Annotated in this window: 20 protein-coding genes; 12 read left to right on the top strand and 8 right to left on the bottom strand. The window is 63.2% G+C overall.

Annotation, left to right across the window (positions count from 1 at the left end; all coding sequences use genetic code 11):
• Positions 1 to 3: 3 nt before the first annotated feature.
• The 5 genes from menA to VJX68_RS13115 are packed head-to-tail and all read right to left on the bottom strand — an operon-like array spanning position 4 to position 6,318.
• Entirely contained in the window at positions 4 to 942 is a 939-nt protein-coding gene (menA, locus tag VJX68_RS13135; protein ID WP_324096154.1) for a 1,4-dihydroxy-2-naphthoate octaprenyltransferase, read from the bottom strand.
• A gap of 2 nt (positions 943 to 944) precedes the next feature.
• The gene (locus VJX68_RS13130) at positions 945 to 2,153 is read right to left on the bottom strand and encodes a CaiB/BaiF CoA transferase family protein (protein ID WP_324096153.1); all 1,209 of its coding nucleotides are present in this window, start codon (positions 2,151 to 2,153) and stop codon (positions 945 to 947) included.
• Positions 2,153 to 3,421, bottom strand: coding sequence for a CaiB/BaiF CoA transferase family protein (locus VJX68_RS13125; protein ID WP_324096152.1), 1,269 nt, complete (start codon positions 3,419 to 3,421; stop codon positions 2,153 to 2,155). The genes VJX68_RS13130 and VJX68_RS13125 overlap by 1 nt, the downstream gene beginning before the upstream one ends.
• A 2-nt stretch (positions 3,422 to 3,423) precedes the next feature.
• The gene (locus VJX68_RS13120; RefSeq protein WP_324096151.1) at positions 3,424 to 4,116 is read right to left on the bottom strand and encodes an HAD family hydrolase; all 693 of its coding nucleotides are present in this window, start codon (positions 4,114 to 4,116) and stop codon (positions 3,424 to 3,426) included.
• 60 nt (positions 4,117 to 4,176) lie between these two features.
• Positions 4,177 to 6,318, bottom strand: coding sequence for a transglycosylase SLT domain-containing protein (locus VJX68_RS13115; RefSeq protein WP_324096150.1), 2,142 nt, complete (start codon positions 6,316 to 6,318; stop codon positions 4,177 to 4,179).
• Positions 6,319 to 6,360: 42 nt separating this feature from the next.
• Between VJX68_RS13115 and VJX68_RS13110 the strand changes: the two genes are divergently transcribed.
• From VJX68_RS13110 to VJX68_RS13065, 10 genes are all read left to right on the top strand, one after another.
• Positions 6,361 to 6,942 (top strand): Maf family protein, encoded by a 582-nt coding sequence (locus VJX68_RS13110; protein ID WP_324096149.1) that lies wholly within the window; start codon positions 6,361 to 6,363, stop codon positions 6,940 to 6,942.
• A 5-nt stretch (positions 6,943 to 6,947) separates the two neighbouring features.
• Positions 6,948 to 7,637 (top strand): YggS family pyridoxal phosphate-dependent enzyme, encoded by a 690-nt coding sequence (locus VJX68_RS13105; RefSeq protein ID WP_324096148.1) that lies wholly within the window; start codon positions 6,948 to 6,950, stop codon positions 7,635 to 7,637.
• On the top strand, positions 7,634 to 8,473 hold the full coding sequence (gene proC, locus VJX68_RS13100; RefSeq protein ID WP_324096147.1) for a pyrroline-5-carboxylate reductase: 840 nt from the start codon (positions 7,634 to 7,636) through the stop codon (positions 8,471 to 8,473). The genes VJX68_RS13105 and proC overlap by 4 nt, the downstream gene beginning before the upstream one ends.
• Positions 8,474 to 8,484: 11 nt before the next feature.
• Positions 8,485 to 8,787: a YggT family protein gene (locus VJX68_RS13095; protein ID WP_324096146.1), complete on the top strand. Its 303-nt coding sequence runs from the start codon at positions 8,485 to 8,487 to the stop codon at positions 8,785 to 8,787.
• Positions 8,784 to 9,119, top strand: a complete 336-nt coding sequence (locus tag VJX68_RS13090; RefSeq protein WP_324096145.1) for a DUF167 domain-containing protein — start codon at positions 8,784 to 8,786, stop codon at positions 9,117 to 9,119. Before VJX68_RS13095 ends, VJX68_RS13090 begins: the two co-directional genes overlap by 4 nt.
• Before the next feature lie 125 nt (positions 9,120 to 9,244).
• Positions 9,245 to 9,631, top strand: a complete 387-nt coding sequence (locus tag VJX68_RS13085; RefSeq protein WP_324096144.1) for an FmdB family zinc ribbon protein — start codon at positions 9,245 to 9,247, stop codon at positions 9,629 to 9,631.
• A gap of 65 nt (positions 9,632 to 9,696) precedes the next feature.
• Positions 9,697 to 10,671, top strand: coding sequence for an MDR/zinc-dependent alcohol dehydrogenase-like family protein (locus VJX68_RS13080; RefSeq protein WP_324096143.1), 975 nt, complete (start codon positions 9,697 to 9,699; stop codon positions 10,669 to 10,671).
• Positions 10,668 to 12,650, top strand: coding sequence for a hydantoinase/oxoprolinase family protein (locus tag VJX68_RS13075; protein ID WP_324096142.1), 1,983 nt, complete (start codon positions 10,668 to 10,670; stop codon positions 12,648 to 12,650). Before VJX68_RS13080 ends, VJX68_RS13075 begins: the two co-directional genes overlap by 4 nt.
• Positions 12,647 to 14,212, top strand: coding sequence for a hydantoinase B/oxoprolinase family protein (locus VJX68_RS13070; protein ID WP_324096141.1), 1,566 nt, complete (start codon positions 12,647 to 12,649; stop codon positions 14,210 to 14,212). Before VJX68_RS13075 ends, VJX68_RS13070 begins: the two co-directional genes overlap by 4 nt.
• 45 nt (positions 14,213 to 14,257) lie before the next feature.
• Positions 14,258 to 14,668, top strand: a complete 411-nt coding sequence (locus VJX68_RS13065) for an NUDIX hydrolase (RefSeq protein WP_324096140.1) — start codon at positions 14,258 to 14,260, stop codon at positions 14,666 to 14,668.
• Between the two features lie 16 nt (positions 14,669 to 14,684).
• Here the strand turns inward: VJX68_RS13065 and VJX68_RS13060 are convergent, their stop codons facing one another.
• The 3 genes from VJX68_RS13060 to thiI form a co-directional block, all read right to left on the bottom strand.
• Positions 14,685 to 15,587, bottom strand: coding sequence for a glycosyltransferase family 2 protein (locus tag VJX68_RS13060; protein ID WP_324096139.1), 903 nt, complete (start codon positions 15,585 to 15,587; stop codon positions 14,685 to 14,687).
• A gap of 134 nt (positions 15,588 to 15,721) precedes the next feature.
• Complete coding sequence (locus tag VJX68_RS13055; RefSeq protein WP_324096138.1) at positions 15,722 to 16,894, bottom strand: hypothetical protein; 1,173 nt, start codon at positions 16,892 to 16,894, stop codon at positions 15,722 to 15,724.
• A gap of 187 nt (positions 16,895 to 17,081) precedes the next feature.
• Positions 17,082 to 18,287, bottom strand: coding sequence for a tRNA uracil 4-sulfurtransferase ThiI (gene thiI, locus VJX68_RS13050; RefSeq protein WP_324096137.1), 1,206 nt, complete (start codon positions 18,285 to 18,287; stop codon positions 17,082 to 17,084).
• Between the two features lie 114 nt (positions 18,288 to 18,401).
• Between thiI and VJX68_RS13045 the strand changes: the two genes are divergently transcribed.
• Together VJX68_RS13045 and VJX68_RS13040 are read left to right on the top strand one after the other, a co-directional pair.
• Positions 18,402 to 19,022, top strand: a complete 621-nt coding sequence (locus VJX68_RS13045) for an NUDIX hydrolase (RefSeq protein ID WP_324096136.1) — start codon at positions 18,402 to 18,404, stop codon at positions 19,020 to 19,022.
• 32 nt (positions 19,023 to 19,054) lie between these two features.
• Positions 19,055 to 19,663, top strand: coding sequence for a TetR/AcrR family transcriptional regulator (locus VJX68_RS13040; protein ID WP_324096135.1), 609 nt, complete (start codon positions 19,055 to 19,057; stop codon positions 19,661 to 19,663).
• The last annotated feature ends 13 nt before the right edge of the window (positions 19,664 to 19,676 follow it).

The raw sequence follows: 19,676 nt of genomic DNA, 5'->3' as shown, positions 1-19,676 counted from the left end.
CCGTCACCATCCTGCGAACGCGGCGACGAGAAATGCCGCGATCATCAGCAACCCGAACTCCATGTGAAGCTGGATCGATCGAAACAGCCCGAGATTAAGCTTTTTCGGCTCATTCTCGCGCGTCATGATCCGGATCTGATCGAGTGCACGCGGGATCGTGACAAGCACAACCAGCGCAATCCACGGAATCGCATGCGAGATAATCGCCACGATCGTCGCCACGTAGGCCGCTACATCCAGCGCGATCAGTTCATAGTTCGCGCCCGTGCGTCCCAACATCGTTGCGAGCGTCCGCTTGCCGTGGCGCGTGTCGCTCTCGATGTCGCGGATATTGTTGGCGTGCAGAATTCCCGCGACCAGAAAGCCCAGCGGTATCGAAGCCCACAGCGCCGACGACGAAAAATGCATCGCCATCACGAAGTAAGCGCCCATCACGATCGCCGGCCCCATGAACATGAAGACCGTCAACTCGCCCAGCGCCACGTACGCGAGCGACACCGGACTTGCGGTGTAGAAGTAGCCGGCGGCGACGCTCGGAATTCCGATCGCGAGAATCGGCCACCCGCACTGGTAAACGAGCACCAGGCCCATCAGCGCGCCGAGAGCAAATGCCGCAATTCCGCCGCGCCAGACTTGATCGGCGCTCAGCAGGCCGCGCTGAATCACCATACTCGGGCCGAGCGATTGTTCGCTGTCGGCGCCGCTGCGGAAATCGTAGTAGTCGTTGACAAGATTGGTGCCGGCCTGTATCGCCATCGCTCCCACGAGCGCGAGAGCCATCCGCCCCGCCGAGAAAAATCCCGCCCGCGCCGCAACCGCGACTCCCAGCAGCACCGGAATCGCAGCCGCACTCAGCGATGGCGCCCGAATCGCCTGAATCCAAACCGCCACCGCCCCCGGCCGCGCGCCGCCGCCACCTGCAATTGCGCCTGCTTCTGCCATCGCTAAATCAGCACCTTCGCTTCCTTGAGCCGCGCGATTTCCTCAGCGCTGTATCCGAGCAACTCGTTCATCACCTCATCGGTATGCTCGCCGATCATCGGCGCGCCGCGATACTCGAGATCGATCTCGCTGAACCGCACCGGCAGTCCGGGCACGACGCGCTCGCCGACTTCGCCATGCTTCAAATTAACCAGCATGCTCGACTCCGAAAAGACGGGATCCTTCATCAACTCGGGCGTGCTATAGACCGGCCCCGCGGCGAGACCGCGCGCGCGCAGTTTCGCCACCAGTTCATCGCGCTGATGCACGCGGGTACGCGCTGCGATTTCACGCTCGAGTTCCTCAACATTGGCGAGACGTCCGAAAAGCCGCGCGAATTTCGCATCCGACGCCATCGACGGCACGCTCAATGCCTCGCACAGTTGCGCGAACTCGGCGTCGGTGGCAATCGCAATCGCGATCCACTTGTCGTCGCCCGCCGCGGGAAACACGCCATGTGGCGCCATCGACTCGTCGCGATTTCCTATTGCCGCCTGGTCGCGCCCATTCATCAGAAAATCCATCATCGCTTCGGGCATCATCGTCGTCACCATCTCGGCCATCGACAGGTCAAGGTACTGTCCCTGCCCCGTCCGGTCGCGGTAGTGCAGCGCCGCCAGCAGAAAAAACACCATGCCGGTCCCCACCGCGAAGTCCGGCCAGGTTCCTCCAATTCCGCACGGAAACGAATCTGGATAACCCGTGATATGGCACAGCCCGGCAAAGGCCTGCGTCGTCGGCCCGAAGCCCACGGTCTGCGCGAACGGACCGTCCTGCCCAAGCGGAGTGCCGCTCAACATGATGATGTCGGGTTTGATCTTCACCAGATCGCTGTAGGCGAGATTGTATTTCGCCATGTTGCCTACGGTGAAATTTTCGGTGACGAAATCGCTCCGCCGGATTATCTTGCGCGCGATTTCCTGCGCCTTGGGCATCGCAAGATTCAGTGCGAGACTGCGGCGCGACGAATTGATCGCGTGGAATACTCCGCTGCGGTTGGCGCCGATCGCTCCGTCGGTGCCGGTCAGAAATCGCACCAGGTCAGGCGCACCCGAAGTCTCGATCCTGATCACGTCGGCTCCCAGAGCACCCAGCCACGCGGTTGCGTGCGGCACGGCGTAGATCCATCCGAAATCCGCGACGCGAATTCCTTCCAGCGGCCGCGTTCCCATCAGATGATCCCCGCCTCCGCCAGTGACGCGAGCTCCGCATTCGACCGCCCTAGTCTCTCGCCAAGTATCTTTTGATTGTGCTCGCCCAGCCGCGGCGCTCCGCGCACGATTCGCCACGGCGTGCGCGAGAACTTGCACGGCGCGCCAGGCATCCGCACTTCGCGAGCCGCGGGATGGTCAAGGTCGATGAAAAATTTGCGCGCCTTGTATTGCTGGTTGCCCGCGACTTCGGCCGGCGAATGCACCGGGAAGCACGGGACGTGTTCCGCTTGCGCCTTCTCGAACGCCTCAGTTCGCGTCTGTGTAGATAGCCAGTCCACTACTCCGGCCTCGATCGCATCGATATTCGCGACGCGCCCCAAAATCGTGTCGAACAGCTCGGTATCCATCCACTCAGGATTGCCCATCGCCTTCTTCGCACCGCGCCAGAAGCGATCGGTGCCCGCGCTGAAGCTCACCCACCCGTCCTTGCACGGGAAAACCCACTGCCCAGCGGTCTTGCGGCGGGTCAGGAGCCGCTGAAACGAAGCGGAATCGCGCAGTTCGTGCGAGTAAAACCCGATGTTCGGGCGAATCATGCTGATCGTCGAGAGCCACTGCCCGACGTCGACATGCTGCCCCGCGCCATTACTCTTTCGACTATACAGTGCGCACATCGCGGCGGCCGCCGCTGTATAGCCAGTCAAATAGTCAGATTGCCTGCCACCGAGCTTCAGCGGCGGCTGGTTTTCGGGATCCGTCACCTGATGCCACGGCGTCTCGTAGCCGACGCCGCTCATGTGCGTGGCGACGAGGTCGCCGCCGCGCAGATTCTTGTAGGCCGATTCGGCGCCAAAAAAAGTTATCGATACGACGATCAGTTTCGGAAATCGCGTGGTGAGCGTGCGCCAGTCGAGCCCCGCCTTCTCGTTCACTTCTGGACGATTCGGATTTAAGACAATGTCCGCCGGCGCGAGCAGATCGAATATCAAGTCGCGCCCGCGCGGCTTTTCCACGTCGATCGTCACGCTGAGCTTGTTGGTGTTGAGATACAGATGCAGCCCGCCGGTTTCAGGATCGGGCATCTCGTCGCGAAACGGTCCCAGCGCGCGTTCCTTCGATCCCGTCCGCGGCGGCTCGACCTTGAGGACCTCGGCGCCGAAATCTGCAAACGATTTCGCCGCCATCGACGCCGCCATGAACGGCATCGTGTCGAGGCTCGGCAACTCGACGACCTTTAGCCCTTCGAGCGCGCGCGGCGGCTCTTCGTATTGCTGAAAGCGCGCCATCGCTACTCGACCCGCTCCACTTTCATACTGTCGATTAGGTCGATCAGTTCCGCCATCGTGCGCAGCACGTAGTCGGGCTTGAACTGCGCATGCGTCTGCAGATATTTGAACGATGCCGCGCCCGTGGCGACCGCGACCGACGCGCCGAATCCCGCCCCCATCGCAGCCATGATGTCGCGCGGCTCGTCGCCGACGTACATGCACGCGTGCGGCAATATCGCCGCCCTCAGGGCTGTCTGTTTCAGGCTGTCCGTCTTGTCGAGCGCACGCAGCGAAGTCGTCGTCTGCGTCACGACGTGGTCCAGGTACGACGCGATCCCGACCATCGCGAGCTTCTCGACCAGCCGCTGCGCGTCGCCCGGCCGGCTCGTGATCACGCCCGTCGCATAGCCGCGCCGCTTCAGCTCGGCGAGAGTATCCTGCACGTGCGGCAGCACTTCGAGCCGCTCGGTCTTGTCGATCTCCGCGAGAAAGTATGCGTATGCAAGCTTCGCGTACTCGGGCCTCAGATGCTCCGGCACTCCGAGCCACACGTCGTCGGCGGAAAGCGCCTCGCGAAACCGCTCATGCGTCAGCGGCGGATCGTGCCCGAGCTCGTCGAGCGCGTTTTTCGCCGCGATATACAACGGCCCGTGGATATCGACCAGCGTGCCGTCGAGATCGAAAAAGACCGCCTTGAATTCGCGCGATGCCAAAATTCCTCGAGCTTCCCAACCGGAGTGTGTAGAGATGCCGCGCGAACTGTCAAGCGCGCGCTACGGACTCGGCCGATACAACAGAATGTACTCACGCCGCCCTCCGATCACTTTCTTCACATAGTCGCGCGTCTCTTTGTACGCGATATTTTCGACCCACTCGTCGTCGGGGCCGGGAGATTGCGCGACCCACTTCGACACCGCGTTCTCGCCGGCGTTATACGCCGCGACCGCGCGAAACGGGTTGCCGCCAAACATCTCGAACAGATTTTTCAGATATGCCGTCCCCAGCTCGACGTTGACCGACGGATCGTAAAGCCGGACTTTTTCAGTATCCAAACCACGCTCAGTCGCCATCTTCCTCGCCGTCGAGGGAATCAACTGCATCAGCCCGCGCGCGTTGGAACTCGAGGTCGCATTCGGATTGAACAGGCTTTCCTGCCGCGCCAGCGCGAGCACCAGGTAAGGATCGAGCGCGAGCCGCGTGGACGCGGACGAAAAAAGATCCCAGTACGCGCGCGGATAGCGCACCCGCTCGGCCACGGCATGGCTCATCTGCCCGCTTTTTTCCATGTGCGTCGCCGCGACGATCGCGTCATACCACGCATCCGCGCGCGCAAATCCAGCCAGCACGAATCGCCGCATCTCGATCGTGCCGTCCGCATGTTCCTCGAGCGCCTTCAGCTCCCCGGGCTCAAGTTCCTTCAATCCCAGCGCGCGCAGCGTTTGCAGCCTCTCCAGGTGGTACTCGGCGACTCCGCTGACAGCAGGCGTTGCGCCGGATTGAGGATCCGGCGCCGACGCCGCCGGAAGATCCGGGCTGCTCGCAGCGACGCGACGGCTCGCGAGCTCGGGATAGTAGTTGCTGTCGGTGCTGTCGGCGAGCTGCTCGAAAATTGCGCGAGCGCCGCTGGCATCACCAGCATTTTCCAGCGCCCGCGCACGCCAGTACTCGCACATGTCGCGATTGGTCGGATCCTTAGCGCGCGCGCCCGCGCTCTGGAAGCCCGCCGCCGCGACGCGGTAGTTACGCGCCGCGTACAACGTCCACGGTATCCGGAACCGCGCGTCCTCGGCGGCGTCGCTGCTCGGATAGCGCGCAGCCAGCCGCCGGTATTGCGCGCGGGCCGAATCGAGCTTATGCAGTTCTTCGAAAATCCTGCCGACACGGAGCATCGCACCGGGCGCGAGCTCGCTGCCCGGAAAATTCGCGACGAGCCGATTGAACGTCGCACGCGCGAGATCGTCTTGATCGTCGTGCCAATAGATTAGCGCCAGGGCCTCCAGCGCCGCAGCCGCGTCCGGTCCGCGCGGCGCGATTTGCAGATACTCGAGGATCGCGCGCTTGGCGCGGTCGGGCTCCCGCTTCAGCGCCCGCGCCGTCACCCAAACCAGTTCCGCGCGAACCGCCGGCTCGGGGCTCATCGCGAGTCCCGCGGTTGCCTGCTCTTCCGCCTCGGACAAAGCGCCCTCGCGGAGCAGCAACTGGGACTCGTCGCGATGGTATTTGAGCGAATTCGTGTCGGCGACTTCGGGGTTCGACGCGAGAATCGAATGAACAAGCGCGCGCGCATCGGCGTCCGCGTCGGAGCGCGGATACTTGTCGCGCAGTTCCATAAGTTGCGAATACGCCGCCTTCGGATTGCCGAGCGCCACAAGTGCCCGGGCCTCCGCGATGCGCGCACCCTGCTCGATAGACGCTTCTGGATTCAGCGCAATCAGTCGCGATGCAACCTCGGAGGCCTCCGCGTTGCGGCCAAGCTTCAGCAGGTTTTCCGCCAGCATCAGCTCGCCGCGATCGATCGTCACGCTATCCGGATACAACCTCACGAGACGATCGAGCGTTTCCGCCGAACCGTTCAGATCGCCCTGGTTGTGCTGCGCAAGCGCAAGGTAGTAGAGCGCATAGTCGCCGAGCGCGGGAAAATTGTCGGCGGCGAATTTCAGTCGATCGATCGCGCGCGAATTATCGTGATTCTGGTACGCGCGATAACCGTTGAGGAACGCCGTCTGCCCGTCGGAGGGCGGCTCGTTCGGGGCGGCTACGGGAGCGGCCGACGACTGCGCAGGGATTTGCGCCGCCGCGCCAACCTGCGGAGACGACGCCGCCGAATCTGCCCGCGCTGGCGCCGACGCGCATCCCGCCAGCAGCGCTGCGCATAGAATCATCAGCGCGCCATCGCGCCACCATTTCGCTATCATCTGATCTTGGTTAGCGCATGGTGGGGGCGGCTTCAATTGGAAATGGTCGATTCAACTAAAGTGATTCTTGCCTCGGCGTCTCCGCGGCGCCGCCAGCTTTTGGGTGCAGCAGGAATTTCTTTCGAAGTGATCGAGAGTCGGGTGCCCGAGAAGCACGTCGCGGGCGAGCCGGCGCGCGACTACGCGCTCCGAGTGGCGCGCGACAAGGCCATCGCGGTTTCATCGCGGTTCCCAAACGCGATTGTGATCGGCGCCGACACTATCGTCGTGTGCGAGAATCAAATTCTGGAAAAACCCGCCGACGCCGCGGAGGCGCGCCGGATGCTCGCGACCCTCTCCTCGCGCACTCACACGGTGGTGACCGCCTTTGCGTTGGCGCGCGCCGGAAAAATCCTCGAGAGTTTGCCGGTCGAGAGCCGCGTCACGTTTCGCAAACTCGCCGACGCCGAAATCGAAAACTACATCTCGACTGATGAGCCGTTCGACAAGGCCGGCGCTTACGGAATCCAGGGGATCGGCGGCGGATTCATCTCGCACGTCGAAGGATCGCGCGACAACGTGATGGGCCTGCCGACGGAGCACGTAGTCGCGGCGCTGGCGCGATGGGGCGTGAAGCAGGTTTAGCCAAAATGCCGATTGACCATGCGATCGAAGAGCGGCTGATGATCGTGCGAGCAAGAATCGGCGCGGCTGCTTACAAAGCGAAGCGCGATCCTGCCTCGATTCGGCTCGTGCTCGCGACCAAGACGCAGCCGTGTGACACGATTCGGGCCGCATGGGATGCGGGCGCGCGCGACTTCGGCGAGAACTACGTGCAGGAGGCAATCGCGAAGCGCGCCGAGCTGGCGGACCTGGCCGATATTCGATGGCATCTGATTGGCCATCTGCAAACCAACAAGGCCAAGACTGCCGCTAGCGCTTTCGCTCTAATCCATAGCGTCGATTCCGTCCGCCTAGCCGAGGCTCTCGCGCGCGCGCAACCTTCCCCGCGCGTCCACGCACTCATCGAAGTGAATCTCGGCGCCGAGGCGAGCAAGAGCGGCGTCGCGCCCGATGGAGTCGCCGCCATTCTTGACGCCGCTCGCGGCAAAATAGAAATAGACGGCCTGATGACGATTCCGCCGCCCGCCGCCAGCGCCGAGGCCGCCCGTCCGTACTTCGTGCGGATGCGCGAGCTGCGCGATCGCCTTGCGATACAATCCGGCTATGCGCTAAGCGAACTCTCGATGGGAATGACGGACGACTTCGAAGTCGCTATCGAAGAAGGTGCGACGATCGTGCGGATCGGACGCGCGGTCTTCGGCGAACGCATCAAATGAGGAAACTGGGATTCATCGGGGGCGGCAACATGGCCGAGGCGCTCGCCCACGGCCTTATCCAGCACAAGGTTTTCAAGCCCGCTGACATTATCGTCTCCGACGTGGCGCCCGAGCGCCGCCGCAAACTCGCCCGCACGCTCAAAGTCGCAACGACCCACGACAACACCGAGGTCCTGCGCGAGTCCGCCGCCGTGCTGCTCGCCGTCAAGCCGCAAACGATCGACGCCGTGATGGCGGAACTAGCGGCCGCGCTGTCGAAGCCCGGCGGAAAAGCTGCCGGCAAGGGCAAGCTGTTCATTTCGATTGCTGCCGGCATAACTATCGAGCGGCTGACCGGCGGCCTCGGCAAGCGCGCGCGAGTTATTCGCGTGATGCCGAATGCACCCGCGATGGTCGGTCACGGGATGGCCGCGATGGTGCGCGCGCGAAGCGCAACGCCAGCCGATGAAGCGTTCGCGCTGCGGATTTTCCGGGCGGTCGGCGACGCCGTCGCGCTCAAGGACGAAAAACTGCTCGACGTCGTCACCGCCCTCTCGGGCAGCGGCCCCGCTTACGTTTACCTGTTCGCCAAGGCGATGGCGGATGCGGCAGTCAGCGAGGGAATCCCGCGCGAGCTGGCCCTCCGGATGGCCCTGAAGACGATTCGCGGTGCCGAACAGCTGATGCGCGAGTCCAAGCGCGAGGTCGCCGATTTGATCCGCGCCGTCGCCTCGCCCGGCGGCACCACCGAGGCCGCCCTGCGCCGGTTCGCCGAGCATGGCTTTTCTGATATCGTTGGCGCCGCACTGCACGCCGCCAGCGATCGCTCGCGCGAGCTTGGCCGCGCAATCAACTAGCGAGAGGTCGCGTGTACGCCTGGACCAGCCTGATCGTCTTCATCGCGCAGACCCTCGACGGTTTGCTGACGCTCTATTTCTACGTCGTGATCATTTCGGCGCTGATGACGTGGATCGAGCCGAATCCGTACAACCCGATCGTCCGCTTCATCTATTCGATCACGGAGCCAGTCTTCGATTGGTTCCGCGGTCATCTCCCGGTGATCTTCGGCGGCATAGATTTTTCACCGCTGATCGTGATTCTCGTAATCCAGCTTTTTCAGCGTGTAGTGATTCCGAGCGTCGTGCACGCGTTGATTCCCGCCTACGCATGAGTCCAGGCGGAAATCCGCCCGCGTCAGACTCGCCCTGGATGCGCGTCGCCATCGACGAAGTGATAATCGAAGTCACCGCCCGCCCGGGCGCCTCCCGCCGCGGCGTAATCGGGTTGAGTAGTGATCGCCTGGTAGTCGCGGTCCATTCGCGTCCCGACAAAGGCAAAGCAAACGACGAGCTGATCGAGTATCTCGCCGCCGAAATGCGCGTCCCGCGCTCAGCCCTGATGATAGTCCGCGGCGAAACCTCGCGCCGCAAAACAATCCGAATCGTGACCCACGAACCCACTAAGGTCGCATCGCGACTAAGACAAATCAGCAAACCGAAGTAGGGTCTGCCAACGAATTTGAGGCGAAGCGAAAGCGAAAAATCCACGTTTCGATTGACTGCGTTGCGTTAGATGGTTACCTAGAGTGTAGTGAGGCGCGGGTTTTGATTCGCAGCCTCGATTTTGAGATGCCAATCTACGAATACAAGTGCAACAAATGCGGCGTTTTCGAAGCGATGCGGGGAATCAAGGAAGCCCCGCTCAAGAAATGCCCGACCTGCAAGAGCAAGGTCGAGCGCCAGATTTCGCGCGGCTCATTCATCCTGAAAGGCAGCGGATGGTACGCGACCGACTACGCCAAAAAGAGCATCCCGAGCAGCACCGAGTCGGACTCAGCATCGACCCCAACAACCCCCGCAACCAACGGTACCACAGCATCATCGAGCGACTCGTCGTCAAAGCCAGCCGCCGAATCAAAGCCAGCAGAATCCAAGTCGTCGTCCTCTGAATCGAAACCGTCTTCGAAGTCCAAGCCGTCGTCCGAAAAATCAGTCTCAGCCAAAGCCGCAGACTGATTCTCTTTCCATCCAAATAGTAAGGCTCGTCAAGCCGTAGGGTAGAGACCCTGCGGCTTTTTTGTTTGAATCGACCGCACCTTATGCGCGCGCTGGTATTCGATCGCAATCTGGCATTTCGCGACGACTATCCCGATCCCGTTGCTACACCCGGCGAGAGTATCGTCCGCGTCTCGGTCGCCGGCATCTGCGGAACCGACCTCGAGATCGCGCGCGGCTACATGCAATTTCGCGGAGTGCCCGGTCATGAATTCGCCGGCCGCGTAGTCGAGTCGCAAAACGCCGCGCTCCGTGGAAAACGCGTCGTTGGCGAGATCAATGCGGGATGCGGCCGATGTGCGATCTGCTCCGCCGGTCTAGCGCGCCATTGTCCCAATCGCACGGTGCTCGGAATCCTCGGGCGCGACGGCGCCTTTGCAGAATTCCTTCGTCTGCCGGATATCAACCTGATTCCGATTCCCGATTCGATTCCCGACGACATCGCGGTATTCGCCGAGCCTCTCGCTGCGGCGTACGAGATCTTCGAGCAGGTCCACCTGGCGCGGAATCAGACAATAGCAGTGCTAGGCGACGGCAGGCTCGGCGCGCTCGTCGCGCTCGCGCTCAAGGGCGAGAAGTATCTGCCGATTGTAGCGGGCCATCATAAGGAGAAACTCGCGCGCTTGGCTGAACTCGGACTCGACACCGTCGACGAATCCTCTCTTCGCGACAGATTCGACGTTGTGATCGAATGCAGTGGAAACGGATCCGGTTTTCGGCGCGCAATCGAACTGGTCCGCCCACGCGGAAAGATCATACTCAAGAGCACTGCGGCCGCGACGGCCGAGATCAACCTCGCGCCAATCGTCGTGAATGAAATCAGCGTGATCGGTTCGCGATGCGGCCGGTTTCAGCCCGCGCTCGACGCCCTCGCGGCAGGAAAAATCGATCCGCGCCCGCTGATCGATGGCACCTTCGCGCTCGACAACGAAAACGGCATGGCAGCCTTCGAAACCACGAAAAATCCGCTCAATTTCAAAATACTGCTGCGAGCGCCGTGAGACGGCGGAGCGGCGGTCCTATGCTGGTCGGAATCGACACCGGGGGCACGTTCACCGATCTCGTCGCGATCATCTGCGATGAAATCCGTGTGCACAAAGTGCTCTCGACACCGACCGACCCCGCCGACGCCGTCATCCGCGGCCTGCGCGAGATGCTCGCGGGCAGCGATGCGGCGCCGGAGTCCGTGACCTACAGCTCCACCGTCGCGACCAACGCGCTGCTCGAGAGGAAAGGCGCGCGCGTCGCCCTGTTTACCAACGCAGGCTTCGAAGACCTCATCGAAATCGGCCGCCAGAATCGCGACGACCTGTACGCGCTCGCACCGTCGCGGCCCGAGCCACTCGTCGAACGCGCGATGCGCTTCGGCGTCGCCGAGCGCACCCTGTTCGACGGCAACATCATCGAATCGCTGAGCCGCGGCGAGCTCGCGCGAATTTGCCGGCTCGCGGCGCGCAGCGGCGCAGAGGCATTCGCGATCTGCCTGCTTCACTCGTACGCCAATCCGAAGGGCGAGGAGTCGATCGCGCACGCTCTGGCGCCGCTCGGACGGCCGCTCTCGGTCTCGCATCGGATTCTCGCCGAGTATCGCGAATACGAGCGCTTCTCGACCGCCGTCGTGAATGCGTACGTGGCGCCGCGGATGTCGTCGCATCTGAAAAACCTGGAGACCCGTCTCGAAGGCGCGCGGCTTCGCGTCATGCAATCCAACGGCAGCGCGATCGGCACCGAGCTGGCGCGCGCCGAGCCGGTGCGGACGATTCTCTCGGGTCCCGCAGCGGGCGTGATTGGAGCGGCGAGCCTGGCGCGCGCATTCGGCACCGATCGTTTCATCACGTTCGACATGGGCGGGACCTCGACTGACGTGTCGCTGTTCGATCGCCGCGCGCGAATCCGCACGCTCAGTCATCCCGACGGCTACGCGGTGCGCACGCCCGTGATCGACATCCACACCGTCGGCGCGGGCGGCGGTTCGATCGCGCGAATCGACGCAGGCGGCTCGCTGCGAGTCGGGCCGGATAGCGCGGGCGCCAATCCCGGACCCGCATGCTACGGACGCGGCGAATCGTGCACCGTTACCGATGCCGGCCTGGTGGCTGGCAGATTGGTCGCCGCGAATTTCCTGGGCGGCCAGATGAAGCTTTACCCGGACCGCGCCGAGCGTGCCGTGTCGCGGCTCGCGCACGAGATGAAAACAAATCCGATCGCGGCGGCGCGCGGGATCATTCGCGTCGTCAACGCGAACATGGAACGCGCGATTCGCGTGATCACAGTTGAGCGCGGGTACGATCCGCGCGACTTCGCGCTGCTGGCGTTCGGCGGCGCCGGCCCGATGCATGCGTGCGAACTGGCGCTCGATTTGGGAATCCGGCGAATCGTGATGCCGCGAAATCCCGGCCTTCTGTGTGCGTGGGGAGCGTCGAGCGCTCCCTTGGGCCGCGAGTATTCGCTGACGGTGCGCGAGACGAATCCGACCTATCGAGGTCTGCTCGCGCGCGCTTCGGGACTGGTCCGCCGCGCACGGGGCGAGCTCGCGGCCGAGGGAGCGCGCGCAATTCGTCACGAGCTGTGGGCCGACATGCGCTATCGCGGGCAGTCGTACGAACTCGAAATCGCGCTCACCCCACGATTCATCGCCGACTTCCATTCGACGCATCGCAGAACTTTCGGACATTCCTCGACGAGTGCCGCCGTCGAAGTTGTGAATATTCGTATCCGCGCGGTCGCGGGCGAATCCGCCGCCAAGCCAAAGCGCCTCGCGCGCCAGGTCGGGAAGCCGGTGCCGGTCTCAAGCGGACGAGTGCTGGTAGGTGGACGTGAACGCGCGGTGCCGATTTACGATCGAGACTCGCTCGGCGCGGGCGCGCGCTTGCGCGGGCCGCTCGTCGTGGTCGAGCTGAGTTCCACCGCGTACGTCGCGCCGGAGTTCAATTTGCGTGTGGACGACTTCGGCAACCTGCAGCTGGAGGCGCCGCGATGAAGCTCGATTCGATCACCCTGGCGGTAATGAACAATCGACTTGCGGCGATTGCCGACGAGATGGGCGTCGTGCTCGGACAGACGGCATTCTCGCCCAACATCAAGGAGCGGCACGATTTTTCCTGCGCGATTTTCGACGCGCGCGGCGAGCTGGTCGCACAGGCCGCGCACATTCCGGTGCATCTCGGCTCGACGCCGCTCTCGGTGCGCGCGGCAATCTCGGACCTCGAGCTCGGGCGCGGCGACGTCGCCGCATTGAACGATCCCTTCGCGGGAGGAACGCATCTGCCCGACTTGACGCTGGTCGCGCCGGTATTCATCGGGGTCGAGCGCCGCCCGTTTGCGTACGCCGCCAACCGGGCACATCACGCGGATATCGGCGGGATTGCGCCGGGATCGATGGCGCTCGCGACGGAAATTTACCAGGAGGGTTTTCGATTGCCGCCGGTGAGAATTGTCGCGGGCGGCGAGATCGCGCGCGACGTGATGACACTGTTTCTTGCCAACACGCGAGTTCGCGAAGAGCGCGAGGGCGATCTGCGCGCGCAGATTGCCGCGTTGTCGATCGGCGCCGAGCGGTTGTTGGCGATCGTGAAAACGTCGGGACGGAAGACGGTCGAAGCTGCGATGGACGGGCTTAAGGATTACGCGGAGCGCCTGATGATCGCGGCGCTCCGCGAGCTTCGGCCGGGAACCTACCGAGCGGTGGATTACCTCGACGACGACGGATTCGGCACGGGGCCGATTCCAATTCGCGTCGCGATCAAAATTGGCGGCGGCAAGGCGGTCGTTGATTTCACCGGGTCCGCGCCTCAGGTGCGCGGCTCGGTCAACGCGAATTTCGCGATCACACTGTCCGCGACTTTCTATGTGATGAAATGCCTTGCGGCGGAGGCGGTGCCCGCCAACGAAGGCCTGATGCGCCCGATCACGCTCATTGCGCCGCCTGGCTCGATTGTCAATGCGTTGGCTCCAGCAGCGGTCGCGGGCGGTAACGTCGAGACTTCGCAGCGGATTGTCGATGTGTTGTTTCGCGCGCTCGCCAAGGCGGCGCCGAATCGAATCCCGGCGGCGAGCTCGGGCTCGATGTCGAATCTCACGGTCGGCGGCTTCGACCGATTTCGCGACCGGCATTTTTCTTACTACGAAACGATCGCTGGCGGCGCAGGCGCCGCGAAGAACCGGCCCGGCGTGTCGGGCATCCAGACTCACATGACCAACACGCTCAACACGCCGATCGAGGCGCTCGAGGCCTACTACCCGATGCGGATCACCGAGTATCGAATCCGGCGCGGCTCCGGCGGCCGTGGCCGCGCGCGTGGCGGCGACGGACTGATTCGTGAACTCGAGTGCCTGGCCGATTCGAACGTAAGCTTGCTCACCGAACGGCGGACGATCGCGCCATACGGACTCGCCGGCGGAGGTCCGGGCGCGACCGGGATAAACATTCTGGTGCGCGGCACGCGACGAACCAGCTTACCCGGCAAAACCAATATCGACCTCAAAGCCGGCGAGCGCATTCGAATCGAGACACCCGGCGGCGGCGCCTGGGGTCGTCGCTAAACCCGCAAGTGGCGCATCGGCGAGCGGCCCGCTAGCTTGAGCACGATGGCGGAGCAGCAATTCTATGTGGGCATCCATGGCGTTATCGCCAGTCGCGGGCGAATACTCGTGCTCAAGCGCGCGCCGGCTATGCCGTATCGCGCCGGGAGCTGGGACCTTCCCGGCGGCCATCTTGCGCTCGGCGAGAGTTTCGAGGATTGCCTGTTGCGCGAGGTCAAGGAGGAGACCGCGCTTGATGTCGCGATCGAGCGCCTGCTCGGATTGCACAGCATGGTTTCTGAGCCCTATCTGCAGGCGCTCTACTCGTGCCGGTTGACAGTTTTTCAGAAAGTGCAGCTGCGGCCCGACGAACACGTCGAGCATCGATGGGTCACGCCGGCTGAGCTCGCGAGCCTCGAGCTGATTCCTTATCTCGCGGCAATTCTGAAGCGCGGTATGCTGAGTTACCTGAATTGATCGAGGCGACGCGGCGCTATCTTGCGATCAGGCGGCCGCGCCAGTACCCGAGGAAGTTGGCGCATTCGAGTTCGTGATAAATCGCCCGCTCCGGATCGCCGCGCATCGCGGCAACTGCCATGCGCACGCCGTTGCGGACCAGCTTGTCGAGGCGATTATGGTTTTGCAGTCCCGCAAATGCGGTGCCCATGCCGAAGGCGAAGCTCTTGCGCCGCAGATACGCGCGCGTCATCCGCTCGGGCGCAATCAGATGATGCACAATCGCGCGCGGTGCAAAACCCATGGCGCCGCCGCGCGCGATTATCCGCGCGAACAGTTCGGTGTCCTCGCCTGAGATAGGATTGCCGCCGACCACGCCGAGGTCCTCGCGAAATTTCCCGAAACGCGCGAACGCAGAGCGCTTGAATCCGACATTGGCGCTGAAATAATTATCCAACCGCTCGGCAGATGACGTTGGCGCCGACTCGATCGTACGCCGGTCGTGAACCGCGAGCTTGACCCACAGGCTCGGCCCGAGCCACTTGGGCGGTGGCGACGTCCATCGCGCAATAACCATTCCGCACGCGGCGTCCAGCTCGCGCCGGCGCATGGCATCGAGTAGCTCGGCGGCCCAATCGCGCTCGGCTATTGCGTCGTCGTCGATGAAGAAGATGAAGTCCGACGCGGTTTCGTCCACCGCGCGATTTCGCGCAAAGCTCGAACCCAGGCGCGGTTCGAACACGCGCCGCATCGCAAGCGCCGCGCCACGCGCGGATTCATCGATCACCGCTGCGGTGTCGTCGGTCGATCCATTGTCGATTACGAGGCAGTCGGCCTCGACGCCCGCCGGTATCGCGAGCGACGCGACACTCGCCAGCGTCTCGCGCACCAGAGCCGCGCGATTGTGCGTGGGAATCGCAATTGTGAGTTTGACTGTCAATGCGGTCGCGCGCGCGGGCTGAGCGAATCCGTCGCCGCTTCATGCCGCGTCCCGTCTCGATAATAGCCCAACCGCGCCTCGCACCGGATAACCCGGTGCCGCCGCTCGGCTCGGCGCCGCTGCGGCGGACCGCGTCAGTTCTTGGCCGGCGATTGCGCCGCGGCGGGCGCGGAAGCTGCTGAAGCAGCCGCCGCGGGCGAAGCTCCCGGCGACGGCGACGGCGATGGCAGTACCGCGGGCTTGGGCAGCGGCGCGCTCGATTGCGTGAACACGAGCGACGTGACCGTCAAATCGGGCGTCGCCTTTTGCTGGATGTCGGTCGGGGCCGTGAGGCGGAAACCGAAGTTGCGCGTCTCGCCCGGCACGAACGGCAGCACCGGACGCCCGAAGTTGGTGAACTCGAGCGCCGTCGCGATCGGCGTGTGAACCTCGCTGAAGACATCCTTTTTGGTTTTCCCTTTGCCCTCGGAATACGTGACCGTGAACTGAACCTCGTCGATAGGCTTGTCGCCGCTGTTCGTCATCTTGCCGAAAATTCCCGGCACTCGCGACGCTGACATCTTCATGTCCACATCGCTCAACACGATTTTCGGTACGTACGCCTGCGCGTCGGGGAGCTGCTTCTGCGCGTTTTGTATATCCGCCAACTCGCGCCCGTACTGGAACTTGAGGCCCGCGTTGCCGGTCGCCTGCTCTTTGTCCAGTTCGTCGAGAATTTTCTGATAGGCGGCCGCCGCCTTGTCGTAGTCGTGCTTGTGGTAGAGATCGACGGCGTCCTTGTGTTCCTTGATGATATTTTCTTTGAACGGAAAATCGATGAACAGCCGCCATTCGCCGCCCTGATTCACCATCACCATAGCGTCGTCGTAGGTGACCTTGGGGTACGTATTTTCAGCCAGGTTCTTTTGCGCGGTCGAGTCGGGGGTCTCATCTCCCTTAAGTGAAGCATCGACCGTCCGCTCCCAGAGCGCGAGATCGGGCCGCGTCACGCTGACCGTGACTATTGCCTTGTCGCCGTCGGTCTTCGAGTCGCCGACCTTGTAATCATAAGTGCGCAGCACGCCCTTGAACCAGTCCTTGCTCACCTCGGGGGCCATCGGGACTTCGCCGAGGAACTGATCCATCGTGCGATCGATCTGGTCCTGATGCGACAGCGCCTGGTAGCAGGCCGGGTAATTGTAAAATTTCAGGTTGCTCAGATAGGTTTCCGCGGCGCGCTGGGGCGTATGGCCCTGGCATCCCGCCACCAGAAACGCACAAACCACGCCAGCCGCAAGCATCACACCCTTGGCCTGAATTCTGCTCATTGTCATCGTCGAAATTCCTCTTCACGCGAGCCGCAAACGGTTCGATTCTAATGCCGCTCCCACCAAATACAAGCTCGGCTCATGGGCAATTTCCACCCGTTGGCCGCCGGCTTGGGAGGCAACAGTCTTGCTTATCAGAAAAAAGGCGCGCGATGCGAACGCCCGCCGATCCGGCGTTCGCCAGCATTCACTGCGTTTGGGGCGCTCCGGCCCGAGCCACTCGCACGGCCCGCGGCGGAAACCAAAAACGCTCGACTTCGGTGGCGCGGATCGCATCGTCGATCATCCGCGGGATATCGAATCGCGATTCCGCCGCCTCGACCTCCTCGATTCGCGCCCGCGTCTCGGGATGCGCCGGCACAAACAGCGTGCAGCAGTCCTGGTCGGGCAATATCGATGTCTCGAAGGTACGCAGCCGGCGCGCCTGATCGATAATCTCGTTCTTGTCCATCCCGACCAGCGGCCGCATGACCGGAAACGCCGCCGCCTTCTCGATCACCGCCATGTTTTCCAGCGTCTGCGAGGCGACCTGCCCCAGGCTCTCGCCCGTTACCAGCACCGTCGCGCCTGAACGCTCTGCAAGTGCGCTCGCGATTCGCAGCATGAAGCGCCGGTACAGCACCACGCGCAGCGGACGCAGCGTGTTCGCCACGATCTCGCGCTGCAAATTTCCAAACGGCACCAGCATCAGCGTCGATCGCGCTTGCCATCGCGTCAGATGCGCCGCAAGCTCCGCCGCCTTCTCCCGGCTGGCCGCCGAAACGATCGGATACGCATGAAAATGTACGAAGTCCAGCCTAAGCCCGCGCCTCATCATTCGATGCGCCGCGACCGGCGAATCGATCCCGCCCGACAGCAGCGCCAATCCACGCCCCGTCACGCCGACCGGAAGTCCGCCCGCACCCGGCATCTTACCCGCCGACACGTAGGCGGCGTCGCTCATTATCTCGATCGAAATTGTGAGCTCGGGAGCGCGCAGATCCACTTCGAAGCCGAGCGCCTCCTGCACTTCACCGCCAACCGCTCGATCAATTTCCACCGAATTCATCGCGAACCGTTTGTCCTCGCGCTTGGTCCGCACCGCAAATGTCCTCGCGTTGCTTCCGCTGGCGCGATTGATCGCTTCGCGCGCGATCGATTCGATGTCGCGAGCGGTTGCATGGCTGAGCGAAAAGTTCTGCAGCCCGAAAATCAACCCCGCGCGCTCGGCTGCGGTTTCGTCGCTAAGCTCCTCAGGGATTTGCACCATCAGGCGCGGCCCGACGCTGCGGATATTGCCCAGCCGGTAGTCGCCGAATATATCGCGCAGATTCTGCTTGACCTGGTCCACGAATCGCCACTGATTGCGCCCTTTGAGCGCGATCTCGTGGTATCTGCCAATCAAATATCGCATGTTCTGAAGTCGCTCGCGTGCAGCCGCCGGACTTGAGGTTAGCCCAGGCACGGGCAGCATTGAAAACCGGCCGCGCGCTTGCAAGCAGGCCCTTGCGCGCGATCATCTGTAGTGATGAGCGACGCCACTGCATTCGCCCGCCAGGTCGAGCTCATCCGACGCAAGCTCGCCACCGTCACTCCCGCCCCGCGCGCGGCGCTGGCGAACAAATCGAACGCCGCCGCGGTGCTGATGCCGCTGTTCGAGCGCGACGGCGGCCTTCACGTCGTCTATATCCGCCGCTCTGACCATGTCGCCAGCCATCGCGGCCAGGTCGCGTTTCCGGGCGGACGCGTCGATCCCGTGGATGCGACCCTGCTCGACGCCGCTCTGCGCGAGGCGCACGAGGAAGTCGGCATCCATCCTTCGACCGTAGACGTGGTCGGCGCTTTTCCCACCATGCAAACGACGACCAGCGGAATTGTCGTCGCGCCATTCGTCGGCGTGATTCCGTCCGACGCTCCGCTCAAGCCTCAAATCTCCGAAGTCGCCGAAATTTTCGACGTGCCCCTGGCCGCGCTGCGCGATCCGAAGTTTCGCGGTGACTATGAATGGAAGAGCGGCGGGCCGGGCAGTCGTTCCTCGAAATTTCCGGCGATTCTCTACCGCGGCCAGGTAATCTGGGGCCTCACTTTGCGCATCACGCTGAACCTGCTCGAGCTTCTCGATCCGGCTCCGGTTTCTTCCAATTTGTAATTGCACTGTTAATGTAATAAGTTCCGCGCCTGATGCCACAATTTGCCATCCTCGACGGACGCCTTGCGCGCTCGGCTCGCACGCGCCGCGCCGTGGTCGACGCCCTGCTCGATCTTCTCGGCGAGGGCAACCTGCGGCCCACCGCGGCGCGAATCGCCGAACGCGCGGGCGTCTCGATCCGCCTGGTGTTCCATCATTTCGACGACCTCGAAGAGATCTACAGCGAGCTCGCCGACCGCCAGGCCGAGCGCGTCAAGCCGCTCACCGTGCCGATTGCGGTCTCGATCCCGCTGGCGCGCCGCATCGAGGGATTCTCCGCGCAGCGCGGCCGCCTGCTCGAGACGTTGTCGCCCGTGCGCCGCGCCGCGGTCTTGATGGAACCGTTTCGCCCTGCGCTGGCCAGGCGCCTCAAGCATGCGCGCGATCTGACGCGAGCCGCCACGCTTGCCGCATTCGCGCCCGAACTGTCGAAACTCGCCGCCGATGAAAAGCGGGCGACGATCGCCGCGCTCGACGTTGCTACTTGCTGGGTCGCGTGGGAGCAGATGCGCCGGCATCAGGGGCTTTCCGAAACTGAGGCGCGAGGCGTGATGGCGACGACCATCCGCGCGCTGCTGACAACGGGAAAAGTGAAAACGTGAAAAATGAAATTTC

It is taken from the genome of Binatus sp. (SeqCode) (assembly GCF_035272065.1).
In the GTDB taxonomy this organism is placed as follows: Bacteria; Desulfobacterota; Binatia; order Binatales; family Binataceae; genus Binatus.
The sequence above is the reverse complement of the archived record's forward strand: the minus strand, read 5'-3'. Positions and strand labels throughout refer to the sequence as shown.

Coding starts and splice junctions, on each gene's coding strand:
- menA (WP_324096154.1), bottom strand. CDS start 942: ATGGCAGAAGCAGGCGCAATTGCAGGTGGCGGCGGCGCGCGGCCGGGG.
- VJX68_RS13070 (WP_324096141.1), top strand. CDS start 12,647: ATGAAGCTCGATTCGATCACCCTGGCGGTAATGAACAATCGACTTGCG.
- VJX68_RS13090 (WP_324096145.1), top strand. CDS start 8,784: ATGAGTCCAGGCGGAAATCCGCCCGCGTCAGACTCGCCCTGGATGCGC.
- VJX68_RS13065 (WP_324096140.1), top strand. CDS start 14,258: ATGGCGGAGCAGCAATTCTATGTGGGCATCCATGGCGTTATCGCCAGT.
- VJX68_RS13040 (WP_324096135.1), top strand. CDS start 19,055: ATGCCACAATTTGCCATCCTCGACGGACGCCTTGCGCGCTCGGCTCGC.
- VJX68_RS13130 (WP_324096153.1), bottom strand. CDS start 2,153: ATGGGAACGCGGCCGCTGGAAGGAATTCGCGTCGCGGATTTCGGATGG.
- VJX68_RS13110 (WP_324096149.1), top strand. CDS start 6,361: ATGGTCGATTCAACTAAAGTGATTCTTGCCTCGGCGTCTCCGCGGCGC.
- proC (WP_324096147.1), top strand. CDS start 7,634: ATGAGGAAACTGGGATTCATCGGGGGCGGCAACATGGCCGAGGCGCTC.
- VJX68_RS13115 (WP_324096150.1), bottom strand. CDS start 6,318: ATGATAGCGAAATGGTGGCGCGATGGCGCGCTGATGATTCTATGCGCA.
- VJX68_RS13105 (WP_324096148.1), top strand. CDS start 6,948: ATGCCGATTGACCATGCGATCGAAGAGCGGCTGATGATCGTGCGAGCA.
- VJX68_RS13085 (WP_324096144.1), top strand. CDS start 9,245: ATGCCAATCTACGAATACAAGTGCAACAAATGCGGCGTTTTCGAAGCG.
- thiI (WP_324096137.1), bottom strand. CDS start 18,287: ATGCGATATTTGATTGGCAGATACCACGAGATCGCGCTCAAAGGGCGC.
- VJX68_RS13055 (WP_324096138.1), bottom strand. CDS start 16,894: ATGAGCAGAATTCAGGCCAAGGGTGTGATGCTTGCGGCTGGCGTGGTT.
- VJX68_RS13125 (WP_324096152.1), bottom strand. CDS start 3,421: ATGGCGCGCTTTCAGCAATACGAAGAGCCGCCGCGCGCGCTCGAAGGG.
- VJX68_RS13045 (WP_324096136.1), top strand. CDS start 18,402: ATGAGCGACGCCACTGCATTCGCCCGCCAGGTCGAGCTCATCCGACGC.